Source organism: Nocardia sp. NPDC003183, assembly GCF_053590715.1.
Genome location: NZ_JBSFTG010000012.1, coordinates 132,616 through 147,686, shown reverse-complemented (window position 1 = coordinate 147,686; position 15,071 = coordinate 132,616). Strand labels below are relative to the sequence as shown.

The window sequence follows — 15,071 nt, the reverse complement described above, 5'->3', positions numbered from 1 at the left end:
CACGATCGTGGACGTTAGGTCCGTCCAGGGCAGGAGGAGCTCGGCCACGCCCCTTCTGCAGACAGTTGCAGACCCCGCACGCGGACCAGCACGGCGACGTACGCTTCCAACGATGATCGACCCGACTCATGCCGCGAGGCCGACCTCATGACCGAGGTCGGGCGCGCGCTGCGGGCCGCGCGCACGGCGGCGGGCCTGAGCCTGCAGGCGATGGCCGCGCGGACGAACTATTCGAAGCCGTACCTGGGCCAGCTCGAAACCGGCGTGCGGATGGTGCGAGCCGAGCATGTCGCCGCGTACGAGTCCGTGCTGCACACGTCACTGTGGGACTTGCACGACCGGCTCGCCGTCGAATCGGTCGGCGTCGCGCGAGACCTGCCCGCCCAGTTGGCGCCGCTGCTGTCGTTGTTGCCCGACGCGGACCTGCCCGCGCAGTTCAGGCAATTGTTGCGGCAGCCGCCGCCGACCCGTTCGCGCGACGGGTTCGCGCCCGAGGAAGTCGACGCGGCCGAGGAGCTGGCGCGGTGGGCCCGCGCCAGACAGTGGGACGACGAGTCACCGGCGCGAGCGCCGGTGACCGCTTGGTTGGCGATGAACATTCCTCGGTTACGACGCCTTTCGCCGGGAACCTCGAATGCGCCTGCGCTGCTCATCGGTGCCGAACTGGCCGATATCGCGGCCACCATGAGCTGGGATGTGGAGGACAACCGGGCCGCGCGGCGCTACTTCGTCACCGCCGCGCGGCTGGCGCACGCCGCCGGCGACCCGGCGCTGACCGGCGCCGTCCTCGCTGAGACAACCTGGCAGTGCCTCGACAACGGCTGTCCTGCGGAGGGGCTGGAGATCGTCCAGCTCGCGCAGTACATCGCGCGCCGCACCGCGACTCCACATCTGCGGTCGATCCTCGCCGAACTCGAGGCCTGCGCGCACGGCATCCTCGGTGACCGGGCCGCGTGCCTGCGGGCCAGCATCGTCGCCGCCGAATGTCGGGCAGAGGCGAACGAGGTGGTACGTGAGCCGGTCCCGGGCGATACCAGTCTCGCCGCCGTCGCGTTCAGCATGGTGCTCGGCCCACGCCGCGATTGGCCGGGCCCCGGCCGGCAGTCCCAATTACTAGGTCCGACCTACCGGGACCTTGCCGTCACCCGCCCGGATCTGGTTCGTACCGCCTCGGCCCATATTCGAGCACCGCGGCTCGACAGCTTCATCCCGGCCGCGATGGCGTTGATCTTCTCGGCCAGACTCCAACTGATGCTCCGCGAACCAGAGCAGGCCGCCGCACAGATCGAGCAGGCACTGGCGACGCACGGGGCCGAGATGCCTGCCCGCACTACCGCCCGCCTGCGCGACTTCCATTACGAAGCAGCCGAATTCGCCGCGGTTCCCGCCGTGCGCGGGGTCCGTACGACCATCGCCGAACTGGCCACTCACCGTTGAGTTGCGGCGATGGCGCGCTCACTCGCGTTGCCGCCACTGCCGGGGGCTGACTCCATACCTGGTACTGAACCACCGCGAGAAGTTGCTCACCGACGAAAAGCCGAGCAGGTCACCTACTTCGGTGAGGGAGTGGCGGCGGTTGGCCACCATCCGCTCGGCCAGTGCCCCGCGGATCTCGTCGACCATCGAGGTGAACGTCGTGCCGTCCTGGGCGAGCTTGCGGTGGACCGTGCGCCGGTCGACCCCGAGGCTGCGCGCCACCTGTTCGACGGTGCACCGGCCCGTCGGCAACAGCAGTTCGACGAGTTCGCGGACCCGGTCGGCGACCGTGGCCTCCCGCGAGGGCGCGATCGCGCCGAGCAACTGCTGCGTGTAGGCGTGCAGCAGTGGGTCGGCCATCGCGTTCTCCGCGTCGAGATCGCTGCTGTAGGTGAGGATTCCGTCGAAATCCTGATCGAACTCGACATGCGGGCCGAACATCTTGAGGTAGGTGGTGCTCTCGCGCGGGGCGGGGTGGGAGAAGCACACCTGCATCGGCCGCCAGGTGGGTCCGACGAAACCGCGGAGCAATCCGTGCAGCACCCCGGTGGTGAGTTCGACGGCCTGCCGTACGGGCACCGCTCGGCCGACGTCCACGCTCACCCGAATGGTAGCCATGCCGTTCGCCTCGATGACCTCGGTGTGCAGCGCCTCGTTGTACATGTGCTCGTGGCGCGACAGCAACCGCAGCGCGCTGCGCACGTCCGGTTCCTCGCGGATGACCAGGCTCAACGGGCCGAGGTTGGAGAAGCGGCGCAGCTGCGCCAACCGCACACCGAAGTCCTCGCGGCCGGATTCGGCGGCCGAGCGTTCCAGTAGCTCGGCGACGGCTTCGGCCGGAATCCAGCGGTCCTGCGTGCCGAAACCGGCCGGGTCGAGTCCGCAATCGCGGATCAGCCGAGCGGGTTCGAGCCCGAGCGAGCGCGCCAGTTCGACGTAGTCGTTCAGTGACGCGTACCTGGACAACGGCTTCATCCGACACCTCCTCGCTGTCCCGAAATGAATAGTTTTCTGTCCCGTGAGGGCAAATATCTCGGTGTGACCCACCCTACAGTTAGCTGCATCACACAGGAGGAGATGGCAGTGGCACACGCAATTCGATTCGCTGAAACCGGTGGTCCCGACGTGATGCGGTGGGAGTCCACCGAGGTCGGTGAGCCGGGGCCGGGCCAGGTCCGGATCCGGCACGAGGCGGTCGGTCTCAACTTCGCCGACACGTATTTCCGCACCGGTCTGTACCCGGCGGCGTTGCCGGCGGGCCTCGGTGTGGAGGGGGCGGGCGTCATCGAAGCCGTCGGCCCCGGCGTCGATTTCGCGCCCGGTGACCGCGTCACCTACACCGGCAGCCCGCTCGGCGCGTACAGCACCGAACGGATCATGCCCGCCGAGCACCTGATCGCCCTGCCCGATGCCATCGCGTTCGACACCGCGGCCGCGACCACGATGCGCGGCCTGACCACCGCCTACCTGTTGCGCCGCATCCATCCGCTGCGCGCCGGCGACACGGTGCTCCTGCACGCGGCGGCGGGTGGGGTCGGTCAGCTGTTCACCCAGTGGGCGAAACTGCTCGGGGTCAGTGTGATCGGCACCGTCTCCAGCGAGGAGAAGGCGGCGGTCGCCCGCGCCAACGGCTGCGACCACGTAGTGATCTACACCCGCGAGGACGTCGCGACCCGGGTCCGTGAAATCACCGACGGCGCGGGCGTTCCCGTGGTCTACGACAGCATCGGCAAGACCACCTACCAGTCCTCGATCGACTCCCTCGCCCGGCGCGGTCTGCTGGTGTGCTTCGGTACCGCCTCGGGTCCGGTGCCGCCGATCGAACCGATGCAGCTGGCCGTGAAGGGCTCGCTGTACGTCACCCGGCCCGCGCTCGCGGACTACATCGCCGACCCGGCCGAACGCGCCGAACTGGCCGGTGAACTGCACGACCACCTCACCGCGGGGCGCCTGCGGGTCGAGATCAACCAGCGCTACGAACTCCCGAACGCCGTCCAGGCCCATCGCGACCTCGAAGCGGGCCGCAGCGTCGGCGCGTCGGTCTTCGCGATCTGACGCGCCCACCGGAAAGGAACAAGCCAATGACCGTTCGAACCGCGATCCACGCGGTGCCGCTGACCGCGACCATCGGCGCGCAACTGCACGGGGTGGACCTCGCCGAGGCCGCCGTCGACGACGCCCTGTTCGCCGAACTGCGCACCCTGCTGCTGCGCCACAAGGTGCTCTTCGTCCGCGACCAGGACATCACCCGCGCCGAACACGTCGCCCTCGCTGAACGTTTCGGCCCGCTCGAGGACCACCCGGCCCTCGGCAGCGATCCCGACCACCCTGGTCTCGTCCGCATCTACAAGGACCTCGACAGTGCGCCCGAGCACTACGAGAACGCCTACCACTGCGATGCCACCTGGCGGGTCAATCCGCCGATGGGCGCCGTGCTGCGCTGCGTGGAAACGCCGCCCGTCGGCGGCGACACCATCTGGGTGAACATGGTCGAGGCGTACAAACGGCTGCCGCAGTCGGTGAAATCCCAGATCGCGCATCTGCGGGCCCGGCACAGTATCGAGGCGAGTTTCGGCGCCGCGCTCACCGAGGAGAAGCGGCTCGCCCTGCACGAGCGTTTCCCCGATGCCGAACATCCGGTGGTGCGCATTCATCCGGACACCGGCGAGGACATTCTGTTCGTCAATTCCTTCACGACGCATCTGGTCAATTACCACACGCCGGAGAACATCCGATTCGGCGCCGACTACGCGCCGGGCGCGAGCGAACTGCTCAATTACCTGATGCGCCAGGCGAGTATCCCCGAATACCAGGTGCGCTGGCGCTGGACCGAGAACAGCTTCGCGATCTGGGACAACCGGTGCACCCAGCACTACGCGGTCCAGGACTACTGGCCCGCCGTCCGCAAGATGGAACGTGCCGGGATCGTCGGCGACCGTCCCTTCTGACATTCCCTTTTTCGATAACCCCGCAATTCCGATCGGAGTACCCCCATGCATTTTCACGACGACGCACTGTTCCCCGAAAACCAGGAAAAGCTGGTCATCACCGTCGCACCGTACGGCCCGGAATGGGAACTCGACGACTTCCGCGACGACCTGCCGCTGACCATGGACGAGCACGTCCAGGCGGCCGTGGACTGCTACGAAGCCGGCGCCACCGTGCTGCACATCCATGTGCGTGAACTCGATGGCAAGGGCTCCAAGCGCCTGTCGAAGTTCAACGAGCTGCTCGGCCGCCTGCGCGAGGCCGTGCCGGACATGATCCTGCAGGTGGGCGGCTCGATCTCGTTCTCGCCCGAAGGTGAAGGCGCCGACGCGAAATGGCTCACCGACGATGCCCGGCACATGCTGGCCGAGCTCGATCCCAAGCCCGATCAGGTCACCATCGCGATCAACACCAGTCAGATGAACATCGTCGAGCTGATGACCGAGGACGACATCGCGGGCACCTCCTTCGAGCGGCCCGAGGTGTACGAGGCCTATCGCGAGATGTTCGTCCCGGCGGGTCCGACCTGGGTCGCCGAACACCTGAAGCGATTGCAGGCCAACGGCATTCAGCCGCACTTCCAGCTGTCGAGCATCCCGCAGCTCGAGACCGTGGAGCGGCTGATCCGGCGCGGCGTCTACACCGGCCCGCTCATGCTCACCTGGGTCGGCATCGGCGGCGGCTTCGACGGGCCGAACCCCTACAACATGATGGAGTTCATCCGCCGCACCCCCGACGGCGCCGTGCTCACCCTGGAGACGCTGATGCGCAGCGTGCTGCCGGTGAACACGATGGCCATCGCCATGGGTCTGCACGCGCGCTGCGGCAACGAGGACACCCTGTGGGGTCGCAAGGGCGAGAAGATGACCTCGGTCCAGCAGGTCCAGCAGCTGGTCCGGATCGCCGGTGAGCTCGGCCGTGAGGTCGCCACCGGCAAGGAAGCGCGCGAGATCTACAAACTCGACGAGCACTACGCCGACGCCGACGAGACGCTCGCCAAGCTCGGGTTCGCCCCGAATCGCCAGCCGGGCCAGGTCGGGTTCACCCACCACGCCTGACCCTTCCCCTTCTCGACAACCCGGTGGACGTCAGCGACGACGTCCACCGGTTCGCAGGAGCACCCATGGACCTCACCACCACCGCCGCGAAGCCCGCGCCGGCGCCGAGCCGTTCCTCGACCATTCGCCGCAACTATCCCTGGCTGGTGTTTGCACTGGCTTTCGGCCTGCTACTGGCCGACTACATGTCCCGACAAGTGCTGAGCGCGGTATTTCCGTTCCTGAAAACCGAATGGACGCTGTCGGATTCGCAGTTGGCGTCGCTGAGCAGTGTGGTCGCGCTGATGGTCGGGTTGCTCACCCTGCCGCTGTCGGTGCTGGCCGACCGGTGGGGCCGGGTCAAGAGCCTGGTGCTGATGGCCGTGGTGTGGAGTATCGCGACGCTGGTGTGCGCACTGGCCGACAACTATCCGCAGATGCTGGCCGCGCGTTTCTTCGTCGGCGTCGGGGAGGCCGCGTACGGCAGTGTCGGCATCGCGCTGGTGCTCAGTGTGTTCGCCGCGCGGCGGCATGCCGCGCTGAGCGGCGCGTTCATGGCCGGTGGTTCGTTCGGATCGGTGCTCGGTGTCGCCGCGGGTGGCGTGATCGCCGTGCACCTGGGGTGGCGGTGGTCATTCGCGACGATGGCGGTGTTCGGGCTTGTGCTGGCCGTGGCGTTCTGGGTGGTGGTCAAGGAGCAGCGCAACGCCGAACACGCGGCCGAACCCACTCCCGAAGTCGCCTTCCGGGCGCCGATTTCGACGCTGTTCACCAATCCGGCGGTGCTGTGCGCCTATGTGGGCAGCGGGTTGCAGATGTTCACCGCCGCGGTGCTGCTGTCGTGGATGCCCAGCTTCTTCAACCGCTACTACGGGCTGGCCCCGGACCGGGCCGCGGGTCTGGCGGCCGTGATCGTGACACTCGTCGGCACAGGCATGGTGGTGTGCGGGGTGATCACCGACCGGGTCGGGCGTTCGGAGATGGCCCGCAAGTGGACCACCGCGATCGTGTTCTGCCTGACCTCGCTCGTGACCCTCGGCATCGGATTCAGCCTGAGTACCGGTGCCCCGCAACTGATTCTGCTCGGCATCGGCGCGTTCTTCTCCGGCGGCTCGGCCGGTCCCACCGTCGCCATGGTCGCCAACCTCACCCACCCTTCGGTTCGCGCTTCGGCGTTCGGCACCCTCACCCTCGCCAACAGTCTGCTCGGACTGGCGCTCGGCCCGTTCGTCGTCGGCGTGCTCGCCGATCATCTCGGGCTGCGGGACGCGCTGCGCATCACCCCGGTCGTGTCGGTGCTCGCCATCGCCGCCCTGCTCCTCGGCCGCCGGATGTACCCGATCGGTCTGCGCAAGCTCGCCTCCGTCCATGCCTCGGCTCCGCACTGATCCCGTCGAAAAGGATTACCGCACACATGAATTCCCTCCCCGAACCCACCGTCGTGATCGTGCCCGGTCTGCGCGACCATGTCGCCGGCCACTGGCAGACGCTGCTCGCCGACACCCTCGACAAGGTGGCGATCGTGCCGCCGCTCGAGCGCGACGGGCTGAGCCTGGCCGCGCGGGTCGCCACACTCGAGGCAGTGCTCGCCGAGATCGACGGCCCTGTCGTCCTGGTCGCGCACAGCGCGGGCGTAATGATCACCGTCCACTGGGCTCAGCAGTCCGACCGGCCGGTGCGCGGCGCGCTGCTCGCGACACCGCCCGACTTCGAAACCCCGCTGCCACCGGGCTATCCGACCGCCGAGGAACTGGCGGCCAACGGCTGGACACCGATCCCGCGGCGGCAGTTGCCGTTCCCGAGCATCGTGGCCGCGAGCAGCACCGACCCCTTGGCCACGACGCGTCGCGTCGCGGGCATGGCCGAGGTATGGGGGAGCAGGCTGGTCGACCTCGGCGACGTCGGGCATCTGAATCCGGCGGCGGGCTACGGTCCGTGGCCGCGCGCCCAGGAACTGCTCGACGAACTCCTCGACCTCACCGGGGAGCTCGCCCGATGACGACGGTGTTCGCCACGGCTGCCGCGGCGGTCGCCGATATCGGGTCCGGATCCTCGCTCGCCGTCGGCGGTTTCGGGGTGTGCGGCATTCCCGACGCACTCGTCGCCGCACTGGCGGCGGGCGCGGCCGACGAGCTGGAGATCTTCTCGAACAACTGCGGCACCGACAGTCATGGGCTGGGGATCTTGCTGGCGCAGAAGCGTATCCGTCGGATCACCGCGTCCTATGTCGGGGAGAACGCCGAGTTCGCGCGCCAGTATCTGTCCGGTGAACTGGAAGTCGAACTGACACCGCAGGGCACCCTCGCCGAGAAACTGCGCGCGGGCGGGACCGGGATTCCGGCCTTCTTCACCGCGGCGGGTGTCGGGACGCCGGTATCCGACGGGGGATTGCCGTGGCGGTACCGGTCCGACGGGTCCGTCGCGATCGCCTCGCCCGCCAAAGAGGTCCGCACCTTCCATGGTCGCCGGTTCGTGCTCGAGGAATCCATCACCGCCGACTACGCGCTCGTGCACGCCCTGATCGGCGACACCGACGGAAATCTGGTGTTCAACAAGGCCGCCCGCAATTTCAACCCGCTCGCCGCGATGGCGGGCACGGTGTGTATCGCCCAGGTCGAGACGCTGGTGCCCGCCGGTTCCCTCGATCCGGCGCAGGTGCATCTGCCCGGCGTGTTCGTCGACCGGATCGTGCACACGGGGCCGCAGACCAAACTCATCGAAAGGCGGACCGTGTCATGACCGCATCGACGGTGGCGCTCGGCTGGACGCGCACCGAGATGGCCGCCCGCGCCGCGCGGGAACTACGGTCCGGCGAGTACGTCAACCTCGGTATCGGGCTGCCGACCCTGATCCCCAATTTCCTGCCCGAGGGTGTGGCGGTGACGCTGCATTCGGAGAACGGGATCCTCGGCACCGGTCCCTACCCCCGCGACGACGACGTCGACGCCGACCTGATCAACGCGGGCAAGGAAACCGTCACCGTCGCCGACGGCGCCTCGTTCTTCGATTCGTCGCTCAGTTTCGGCATGATCCGTGGTGGCCACATCGACACCGCGGTCCTCGGCGGCATGCAGGTCTCGGCCGCGGGCGACCTCGCCAACTGGATGGTGCCGGGTCGGATGGTCAAAGGGATGGGCGGGGCGATGGACCTGGTCCACGGCGCCCGTCGCGTGATCGTGGTGATGACGCACACCGACAAGGCGGGTACCCCGAAAATCGTGCCGACCTGTACCTTGCCGCTCACCGGGGCGGGCGTCGTGCATCGGATCATCACCGACTTGGCTGTCATCGACGTCGAGCCGACGGGTCTGGTCCTGCGCGAATGCGCACCGGGCGTGCGCGAGGAACACGTCCGCGCCGTGACCGCGGCACCGCTCACGTGGGGCTGATCACCTTCTTGCGCTGGTGCCCGTAGACCACCGAGGTGCGGACGTTGGCGAGTTCCGGACGCGTCGTCAGCTTGTCCAGGACCACCCCGTGCAGATGGTCGGTGTCGCGGACGGCCACGTGCACGAGGAAATCGTCGTTGCCGGTGAGCACGAACAGCGAGATCACCTCGGGCATCTGCTCCAGGAACGCCTGGAAGCCCTCGATCACCGCGCGGGTCGGTGGGTGGACGCGCACGGCGATCACGGCCTGCAACCCGCGCCCGATCGCCGCGAGGTCCGCCTCCGCGTGGAACCCGGTCAGGATGCCGCGTTCGCGCAGCGATCTGATCCGCTCCAGACAGGTCGAGGGGGCGATGTCGAGCGCTTGGGCCATGTCGCGATTGGTGCGCCGACCATCCTGTTGGAGCATCCGTACCAACGCCGAATCTAGTTCGTCCACGCTCGCCTCTCTCTATCAATTTCCGAATCTAGTTCGGAGTGTACGCATAGCTGCTGACTATATTGCTAGCGTCTCGCCGGTCAGCTGATTTTCGTTCGGCTGCGATACTTCGGAAAGAGGTGCCTTCCGGTGCGTGAACGAGGGCCGAGCGTGGGGGCGGTGGGCGCGGTGGTCGCGGCCGCGCTGTTGTGGAGCAGTTCCTACGCGGTGACGAAAGTGCTGTTGGCCGACCTCGGGCCGCTCAGTATCGGGGCCGCCCGATTCACCATGGCGGCGTTGCTGCTCGCCGCGATGGTGCGACTGGACCGCCACCGCGGCGACCGGCCGGATGCCGGGCAGCGGCGCCTGCTCTACCTGTGCGGATTACTCGGCATCACCGTCTATTTCGTCCTCGAGAACGTCGGCGTGGATCTGTCCACAGCCTCCGACGCGGCTCTCATCGTGGCGACGTACCCGCTGATGACGATGCTGCTGGAGCTGGCCGTCCTGCGCGTCCGGCTGCCGCCGCTGCGGGTGACGGGCGTGCTGCTGGCCACCGCCGGTGCCGTTCTCGTGGTCCACGACGGTGCCCGGATCGGCGGCAGCGCACGGTGGCTGGGCGACATCATCCTGCTGCTCGGCGGACTGGCCTGGGCGGGCTACAACGTGCTCGGCAAGCGGGCGAGTGCCGGACACGGCGCCCTGACCGTCACCTACTACCAGACCATGGCGGGGGCGGGCGGATTCGTCCTGATCGCGCTCCTGGAAGCCGGCAGCTGGCGCATGCCCGACGTGACCACGTCGTCGCTGCTCGTCTACCTGGCCGTGGCGTGCTCGGTCGGCGGGTTCCTGCTCTACAACTACGGCCTGCGCAGGATGGCGCCGAGCGTCGCGGTGAACATTCTCAACCTGGTCCCGGTCTTCGGCGTGCTCAGCGCCGTGATCATCAACGGCGAGCCGTTCCGGCTCGCCCAGGTGGCGGGCGGCGCGGTCATCGTCGCCGGCGTCGCACTGGGTTTGATCGAACGGCAATCGTCCGCCCCGGCCGAGCGGCCGAGCGAAGTCCTGGTTCGCCCTTGAGCTGGTGAAACCCCGGTCAGCGGAGGTCGTCGGGGTGCGGGCCGGTGCCGAACGGGTTCGGCTCGTCCTCGGCGAGGATGCCCACGAAAGGTTCGCCCTCGTCGGCGAAGGTGTACGCGCCGCCTTCGATGCGGTCGATCAGGCCGTGCGTCCAGGCTGCTTCGCTGTCGGCGGAGTGCACCCACATGTTCATGATCTCGCCGATGTGTCCGAGCTGCCCCGGACCCTGCTCCGGCGTGTAGTACTCGGTGACCGAGGCACGCCACTGCTCGAGGCCGATCATTCGTTGCTTCAGGAGCGCGACCGCCTCGGCGCGCGGTAGGTCGACGATGAAACCGATGGCGGCCGAGATCATGTCCATCTGCTGGTCGTACGAGGTCAGAGCCTCGCGGAGCAGTGTGAGGAACTCCTCGGTGCCCTTGTCGGTGACCTCGTACTCGACGCGGGGCGGACCGCCGACGGTGCTCGGGGCGACCTCGTGCGCGAGGAGCAGTCCCTGCTTGGCCATCTGCTTGAGCGCGTGGTAGATCGAGCCGGGCTTGGCGTTGGACCATTCGTGCGCGCCCCAGAATTCCAGGTCGTTGCGCACCTGATAACCGTGCGCTCGGCCGTGCTGACGGACCGCGCCGAGGACCAGCAACCGGATCGCTGACATGGACGTCTCCCTTCCGAGCGAGTGCGATCAAAATAGCAGTATTCAAGTTTGACTAACTGAACCGGCCCCGGTACCTTAGCCATCTAGTCAAATTTGATCACTGGTTGATGGAGGGTGTTTTGACTGACCACGATCTCTCGATCGTCGTCGAAGGCCTGCGCAAGAAGTACGGGGCGAAGCAGGCCCTCGACGGACTCGATCTCGCTGTTCGGGCCGGTACCGTGCACGCGGTACTCGGCCCGAACGGCGCGGGAAAGACCACGGCCGTGCGCATCATGTCCACGTTGCTCCGGCCGGAGGAAGGGCGGGTCGAGGTGGCGGGCATCGACGTGCGCACGCGAGCCGACGAGGTGCGTTCACGCATCGGCCTGCTCGGCCAGAGCGCGGCTGTCGACGAGGAACTCAGCGGTCGGCAGAACCTGGAGATGTTCGGGCGTCTCTACCACCTGGGCGCGCGGCGCGCGGGTGTCAGGGCCGACGAACTCCTCGCGCGATTCGGTCTCGCGGACACCGGCAAGAAAGCGGTCAAGCAGTACAGCGGCGGTATGCGCCGGCGGCTCGACCTCGCGGCGTCGCTCATCTCCGCACCGCAGGTGCTGTTCCTGGACGAACCCACGACCGGGCTCGATCCCCGCGGTCGCGCCGAGGTGTGGAGTTCGGTGCGCTCCCTGGTCGACGGCGGCACCACCGTGCTGCTGACCACGCAATACCTGGAGGAGGCCGATCAATTGGCCGATCAGATCTCGGTGATCGACCACGGGAAGGTCATCGCGGCGGGCACCGCCGACCAGCTGAAATCCAAGACCGGCGGCGACCGCATCGACGTAGTCCTGCACGACTCCACCCAGCTGGCCCTCGCGGCCGCGCTCATCCCCGGCGAGGCGGTGGTGGACGAGGACCGGCGGATGGTCAGCGCCGCGGTCGGTGACCGGATGGCGGCACTCACCGAGACGGTCCGGGCGCTGGAGACCAACGGCATCGAAGCCGAGGACATCGCGATCAGACGGCCGACGCTCGACGAAGTCTTCATGCAGCTGACCAAGGAGGACGCGGCGTGAGCGCGACATATTCGACGAACCGGACCCTGAGCACGGCGCTCACCGATTCCTGGACGATGACCAGACGCGAGCTGGCGCACTGGGCCCGCCAGCCCGTCCAGGTGGTCGTCGGGCTGGTGTTCCCGGTGATGCTGTTGCTGATGTTCAGCTACCTGATCGGCGGCGGGCGCGGCATCGACGGTGACTTCAAGGACTACCTGGTCCCCGGAATCCTCACCATGACAATGGCCTTCGGCCTCGAGGCGACCATGCTCGCGGTGACCCAGGACCTCGGCAAGGGGGTCATCGATCGATTCCGCTCGATGCCGATGAACTCGGCCGCGGTCCTGGTGGGTCGCAGCGTCGCCGACATGCTGCAGTCGGCGGTCGGGCTGATCGTGATGATCGCGGTCGGGTACGCGATCGGCTGGCGCTGGCACGATGGTGCCGCCTCGTTCCTGGCGGCGGTAGGGCTGTTGTTGCTGTTCCGCTTCGCGATGTTGTGGATCGGCATCTACCTGGCGATGGTCGCGGGCAAGCCCGAACTGGTGCAGGCGGTGCAGATCCTGGTCTGGCCGATCAGCTTCCTCTCCAATGCCATCGCCTCGCCCGAGTCGATGCCGTCCTGGCTGGGTGCGGTCGTCGAGTGGAACCCGATGTCGGCGACGGCCACGGCGGTGCGCGGTCTGCTGGGCAATCCGGGTGCGGTCGGCGACTCCTGGGCCGGGGCACACGCCGAAATGCTGGCGGTGGCATGGCCGCTCGGTTTGATCGCGGTGTTCTTCCCGCTGGCAGTGAAGCGGTTCCGGGATCTGAGTCGCTAGCTCAGCGCGGCATCTCGGTGGTCCTGCTCCGCGCGAGCCGGGTAGCCCCATTCTCGGCACGCCGTCCTCAGCGCGTCCGGGATCGTCTCGTCGGCGGGCAGTGGCCGGGCAGGCTGGATGGCGCCGGAGCGGATGGTGTCGCTCCAGTCGCCGATGCCGCGAATGTAGCTGCCGTGGTCGAAACGGCCGTAGTCCAGCATCGAGGGCTGCCACTCGACGTCGAGGAACCGGCACAGGCCGCGCACGGTTTCCTCGGGGCGGTGGGTCAGGTCCTCGTAGCGGATCTCGTGGCCGTCCAGCGTCGCCCTGGCCTCGTTCATCGCCGCGACGAACTCCAGCGTCCGCCGCACCGGGTCGATCTCACGGCGATCCGCCCACGCGCGGCCCAGCGAGTCGGCGATCTGGACCGGGTGGCGCAACAGGAACACGTAGCGGGCGTCGGGCCAGCACGCGGCGATCCGTCTCCAGGTCAGCACGCTGCTCGTCGTCTTGTTGACCATCCGGTCCTTCCCGCTGCGTTCCAGCTCGTGGTGCAGCAGGCGGTCCCAGAGGAGATGTTCGAGTTCACGGATCGTCAGGCCGAGCGCGTCCAGCGAGATACTCGCGTAGCGCTCGGTGATGTCATCGGCGGCCCACTCCAGTTCCTGGACGGTCAGCAGGTTCAGGTGGAGTTCGTGTGGGGCGTGGATGCGTGCATGGCTGTCGAGGACCGACCGCAGCAGGGTCGACCCGGATCGGGGCGCGGACAGGATGAAGATCGGCGCGGGTACGAGGCGGTTCGCCGTCGTCTGCCTCACGGGCGTGGGCTCGGCAGCACAGCGGTGATCAGGCCCCGGCGGATCAGGAGATCGAGGACGTGATCGGCGGATTCGGCGACCGGCTCGGCGGTGGTGTCTATCCGCAGAGCGGGCGACAGCGGTTCCTCGTAGGCCGCGTCGACCCCGGTGAGCTGGGTGAGCTCGCCTCTGGATCGGCGCCCGTACAGGCCCTTGACGTCGCGTTGTGTGCAGGTGGAAAGCGCTGTCGCGACGTGGACTTCGGCGAAGTCGAGGCCGGCGTCGTCGTGGCGCACCCGCATCAGCGCGCGATCGGCGGCGTACGGCGCGATGGCTGCCACGAGAACGAGCACGCCGTGCCCGGCCAGCATCAGCGCGAGGGTGGTGATCCGGCCGAGATTCTGTGTGCGGTCGCCGGGGGAGAGGCCGAGTTCGGGCCACAGCCGCCCGCGCACGTCGTCGCCGTCGAGTACCTCGACCCGATGCCCGGCGGCCGCCACCCGCTGCCGGGTGGCGGCTGCGATGGTGGATTTTCCCGAACTGGGCAGCCCGGTCAGCAGAACTGTCCCGCCCGGTCTGCAGGGCCCGTCATTCATCAGACATTTCTGACAGGGCGAAATTATGTGGGGGTATCGATTGTGCGATCGACGCGTAAACGCCTGCTGCCCAATAGAATTCGTCCTGGCACGATAAGGGAAACGGTGCCACTGATAATGATTCGGCGCATCTCTCGCCTAGTTTCCGAAGACGAGACTGCGCAGAACCAGGAACCGCAGACCGCCGACCGCGGCCATGACGGCGATCACCGCACCCGCCTGCGCGACCTCCCCGAGATTCGGCGCCAGGAAATCCAGCCCGGCCAGCGCCGCCGTGCTGATGCCGAGGCCGAGCAGCGCCAGCCCGCCGCCCTCCCACTGCGCGGTGAATCCGCCGACCCTGCTTCCCGCCCGGAAGGTGAGCTGGCGGTGCAATTCGTTGGCGATCACGGTGCTCACCATCGACCCGGCGACATTGGCGACCAGTGGACCGCTGTCGTGCATGGTCATGAACAACAGCACATAGGCGATGTTGCTGGCACCGCCGACCAGAGCGAACCGGATCAGCTGAGCGAGGGCGTGATCGCCGCGCAGGAATCGCAGCACACGGATGGGGTCGACGTGCGACGCAGAGCCGACCCACGGTGCGTAGTTGCTGGTGGGCAGCATTCCGGGGCGGGTGATCTGCGAGACGGTCATGTTCGTTCCGATCGAGCGTGCGGACCCGGCGGTGCTGCCGGACAACGCTTGTGACTATACGTAGAAGTATACGTATAAACAAGTGTCGCGGCGGTGCGGCAACCGTGATCGGCAAGATCGGCATTGGCACCCGCGGCGCAGTCGGCGGACACTGGA

17 protein-coding genes are annotated in these 15,071 nt (G+C 67.8%); 11 read left to right on the top strand and 6 right to left on the bottom strand.

The window, feature by feature from the left end; all coding sequences use genetic code 11:
- The first annotated feature begins 147 nt into the window (after positions 1-147).
- Entirely contained in the window at positions 148-1,437 is a 1,290-nt protein-coding gene (locus ACWDXS_RS27200) for a helix-turn-helix domain-containing protein (RefSeq protein WP_449969847.1), read from the top strand.
- 18 nt (positions 1,438-1,455) lie between these two features.
- On the opposite strand, the gene ACWDXS_RS27195 is transcribed toward ACWDXS_RS27200, so the two are convergent.
- The gene (locus ACWDXS_RS27195) at positions 1,456-2,451 is read right to left on the bottom strand and encodes an AraC family transcriptional regulator (RefSeq protein WP_449969844.1); all 996 of its coding nucleotides are present in this window, start codon (positions 2,449-2,451) and stop codon (positions 1,456-1,458) included.
- Positions 2,452-2,559: 108 nt separating this feature from the next.
- Here ACWDXS_RS27195 and ACWDXS_RS27190 point away from each other — a divergent pair, with 108 nt between their 5' ends.
- From ACWDXS_RS27190 to ACWDXS_RS27160, 7 genes are all read left to right on the top strand, one after another.
- A complete protein-coding gene (locus ACWDXS_RS27190; RefSeq protein WP_449969841.1) occupies positions 2,560-3,531 on the top strand; it encodes a quinone oxidoreductase family protein in 972 nt (323 codons plus the stop codon).
- A gap of 26 nt (positions 3,532-3,557) precedes the next feature.
- The gene (locus ACWDXS_RS27185; protein ID WP_378994636.1) at positions 3,558-4,424 is read left to right on the top strand and encodes a TauD/TfdA dioxygenase family protein; all 867 of its coding nucleotides are present in this window, start codon (positions 3,558-3,560) and stop codon (positions 4,422-4,424) included.
- Between the two features lie 45 nt (positions 4,425-4,469).
- Positions 4,470-5,522: a BKACE family enzyme gene (locus ACWDXS_RS27180; RefSeq protein ID WP_387445301.1), complete on the top strand. Its 1,053-nt coding sequence runs from the start codon at positions 4,470-4,472 to the stop codon at positions 5,520-5,522.
- Positions 5,523-5,587: 65 nt separating this feature from the next.
- Positions 5,588-6,889, top strand: a complete 1,302-nt coding sequence (locus tag ACWDXS_RS27175) for an MFS transporter (RefSeq protein ID WP_449969837.1) — start codon at positions 5,588-5,590, stop codon at positions 6,887-6,889.
- 26 nt (positions 6,890-6,915) lie between these two features.
- On the top strand, positions 6,916-7,500 hold the full coding sequence (locus ACWDXS_RS27170; protein ID WP_449969834.1) for an RBBP9/YdeN family alpha/beta hydrolase: 585 nt from the start codon (positions 6,916-6,918) through the stop codon (positions 7,498-7,500).
- On the top strand, positions 7,497-8,240 hold the full coding sequence (locus ACWDXS_RS27165) for a CoA transferase subunit A (RefSeq protein WP_449969831.1): 744 nt from the start codon (positions 7,497-7,499) through the stop codon (positions 8,238-8,240). The genes ACWDXS_RS27170 and ACWDXS_RS27165 overlap by 4 nt, the downstream gene beginning before the upstream one ends.
- The gene (locus ACWDXS_RS27160) at positions 8,237-8,890 is read left to right on the top strand and encodes a CoA transferase subunit B (protein WP_449969829.1); all 654 of its coding nucleotides are present in this window, start codon (positions 8,237-8,239) and stop codon (positions 8,888-8,890) included. Before ACWDXS_RS27165 ends, ACWDXS_RS27160 begins: the two co-directional genes overlap by 4 nt.
- Here the strand turns inward: ACWDXS_RS27160 and ACWDXS_RS27155 are convergent.
- Positions 8,877-9,329: an Lrp/AsnC family transcriptional regulator gene (locus tag ACWDXS_RS27155; protein ID WP_378994618.1), complete on the bottom strand. Its 453-nt coding sequence runs from the start codon at positions 9,327-9,329 to the stop codon at positions 8,877-8,879. The genes ACWDXS_RS27160 and ACWDXS_RS27155 overlap by 14 nt on opposite strands.
- A gap of 129 nt (positions 9,330-9,458) precedes the next feature.
- Here ACWDXS_RS27155 and ACWDXS_RS27150 point away from each other — a divergent pair, with 129 nt between their 5' ends.
- Entirely contained in the window at positions 9,459-10,388 is a 930-nt protein-coding gene (locus ACWDXS_RS27150; RefSeq protein WP_449969826.1) for a DMT family transporter, read from the top strand.
- Between the two features lie 16 nt (positions 10,389-10,404).
- Here the strand turns inward: ACWDXS_RS27150 and ACWDXS_RS27145 are convergent, their stop codons facing one another.
- Positions 10,405-11,043, bottom strand: a complete 639-nt coding sequence (locus ACWDXS_RS27145) for a PadR family transcriptional regulator (RefSeq protein WP_449969823.1) — start codon at positions 11,041-11,043, stop codon at positions 10,405-10,407.
- Positions 11,044-11,162: 119 nt separating this feature from the next.
- Between ACWDXS_RS27145 and ACWDXS_RS27140 the strand changes: the two genes are divergently transcribed.
- Complete coding sequence (locus ACWDXS_RS27140; RefSeq protein ID WP_378994609.1) at positions 11,163-12,101, top strand: ATP-binding cassette domain-containing protein; 939 nt, start codon at positions 11,163-11,165, stop codon at positions 12,099-12,101.
- Positions 12,098-12,904: an ABC transporter permease gene (locus ACWDXS_RS27135; protein ID WP_387445293.1), complete on the top strand. Its 807-nt coding sequence runs from the start codon at positions 12,098-12,100 to the stop codon at positions 12,902-12,904. Before ACWDXS_RS27140 ends, ACWDXS_RS27135 begins: the two co-directional genes overlap by 4 nt.
- Here ACWDXS_RS27135 and ACWDXS_RS27130 read toward each other — a convergent pair.
- The 3 genes from ACWDXS_RS27130 to ACWDXS_RS27120 all read right to left on the bottom strand — a co-directional run bounded on the left by ACWDXS_RS27130 (position 12,901) and on the right by ACWDXS_RS27120 (position 14,915).
- On the bottom strand, positions 12,901-13,701 hold the full coding sequence (locus ACWDXS_RS27130) for a sulfotransferase family protein (RefSeq protein WP_387445292.1): 801 nt from the start codon (positions 13,699-13,701) through the stop codon (positions 12,901-12,903). The genes ACWDXS_RS27135 and ACWDXS_RS27130 overlap by 4 nt on opposite strands.
- A complete protein-coding gene (gene cysC / locus ACWDXS_RS27125; RefSeq protein WP_449969818.1) occupies positions 13,698-14,276 on the bottom strand; it encodes an adenylyl-sulfate kinase in 579 nt (192 codons plus the stop codon). Before cysC ends, ACWDXS_RS27130 begins: the two co-directional genes overlap by 4 nt.
- 138 nt (positions 14,277-14,414) lie before the next feature.
- Positions 14,415-14,915 (bottom strand): GtrA family protein, encoded by a 501-nt coding sequence (locus ACWDXS_RS27120; RefSeq protein WP_449969815.1) that lies wholly within the window; start codon positions 14,913-14,915, stop codon positions 14,415-14,417.
- Positions 14,916-15,071 lie beyond the last annotated feature (156 nt).

What these genes read in the sequence shown, in the direction of transcription:
- ACWDXS_RS27200 (WP_449969847.1), top strand. Translation starts at nt 148, where the DNA reads ATGACCGAGGTCGGGCGCGCGCTGCGGGCCGCGCGCACGGCGGCGGGC.
- ACWDXS_RS27195 (WP_449969844.1), bottom strand. Translation starts at nt 2,451, where the DNA reads ATGAAGCCGTTGTCCAGGTACGCGTCACTGAACGACTACGTCGAACTG.
- ACWDXS_RS27185 (WP_378994636.1), top strand. Translation starts at nt 3,558, where the DNA reads ATGACCGTTCGAACCGCGATCCACGCGGTGCCGCTGACCGCGACCATC.
- ACWDXS_RS27180 (WP_387445301.1), top strand. Translation starts at nt 4,470, where the DNA reads ATGCATTTTCACGACGACGCACTGTTCCCCGAAAACCAGGAAAAGCTG.
- ACWDXS_RS27175 (WP_449969837.1), top strand. Translation starts at nt 5,588, where the DNA reads ATGGACCTCACCACCACCGCCGCGAAGCCCGCGCCGGCGCCGAGCCGT.
- ACWDXS_RS27170 (WP_449969834.1), top strand. Translation starts at nt 6,916, where the DNA reads ATGAATTCCCTCCCCGAACCCACCGTCGTGATCGTGCCCGGTCTGCGC.
- ACWDXS_RS27165 (WP_449969831.1), top strand. Translation starts at nt 7,497, where the DNA reads ATGACGACGGTGTTCGCCACGGCTGCCGCGGCGGTCGCCGATATCGGG.
- ACWDXS_RS27160 (WP_449969829.1), top strand. Translation starts at nt 8,237, where the DNA reads ATGACCGCATCGACGGTGGCGCTCGGCTGGACGCGCACCGAGATGGCC.
- ACWDXS_RS27145 (WP_449969823.1), bottom strand. Translation starts at nt 11,043, where the DNA reads ATGTCAGCGATCCGGTTGCTGGTCCTCGGCGCGGTCCGTCAGCACGGC.
- cysC (WP_449969818.1), bottom strand. Translation starts at nt 14,276, where the DNA reads ATGAATGACGGGCCCTGCAGACCGGGCGGGACAGTTCTGCTGACCGGG.
- ACWDXS_RS27120 (WP_449969815.1), bottom strand. Translation starts at nt 14,915, where the DNA reads ATGACCGTCTCGCAGATCACCCGCCCCGGAATGCTGCCCACCAGCAAC.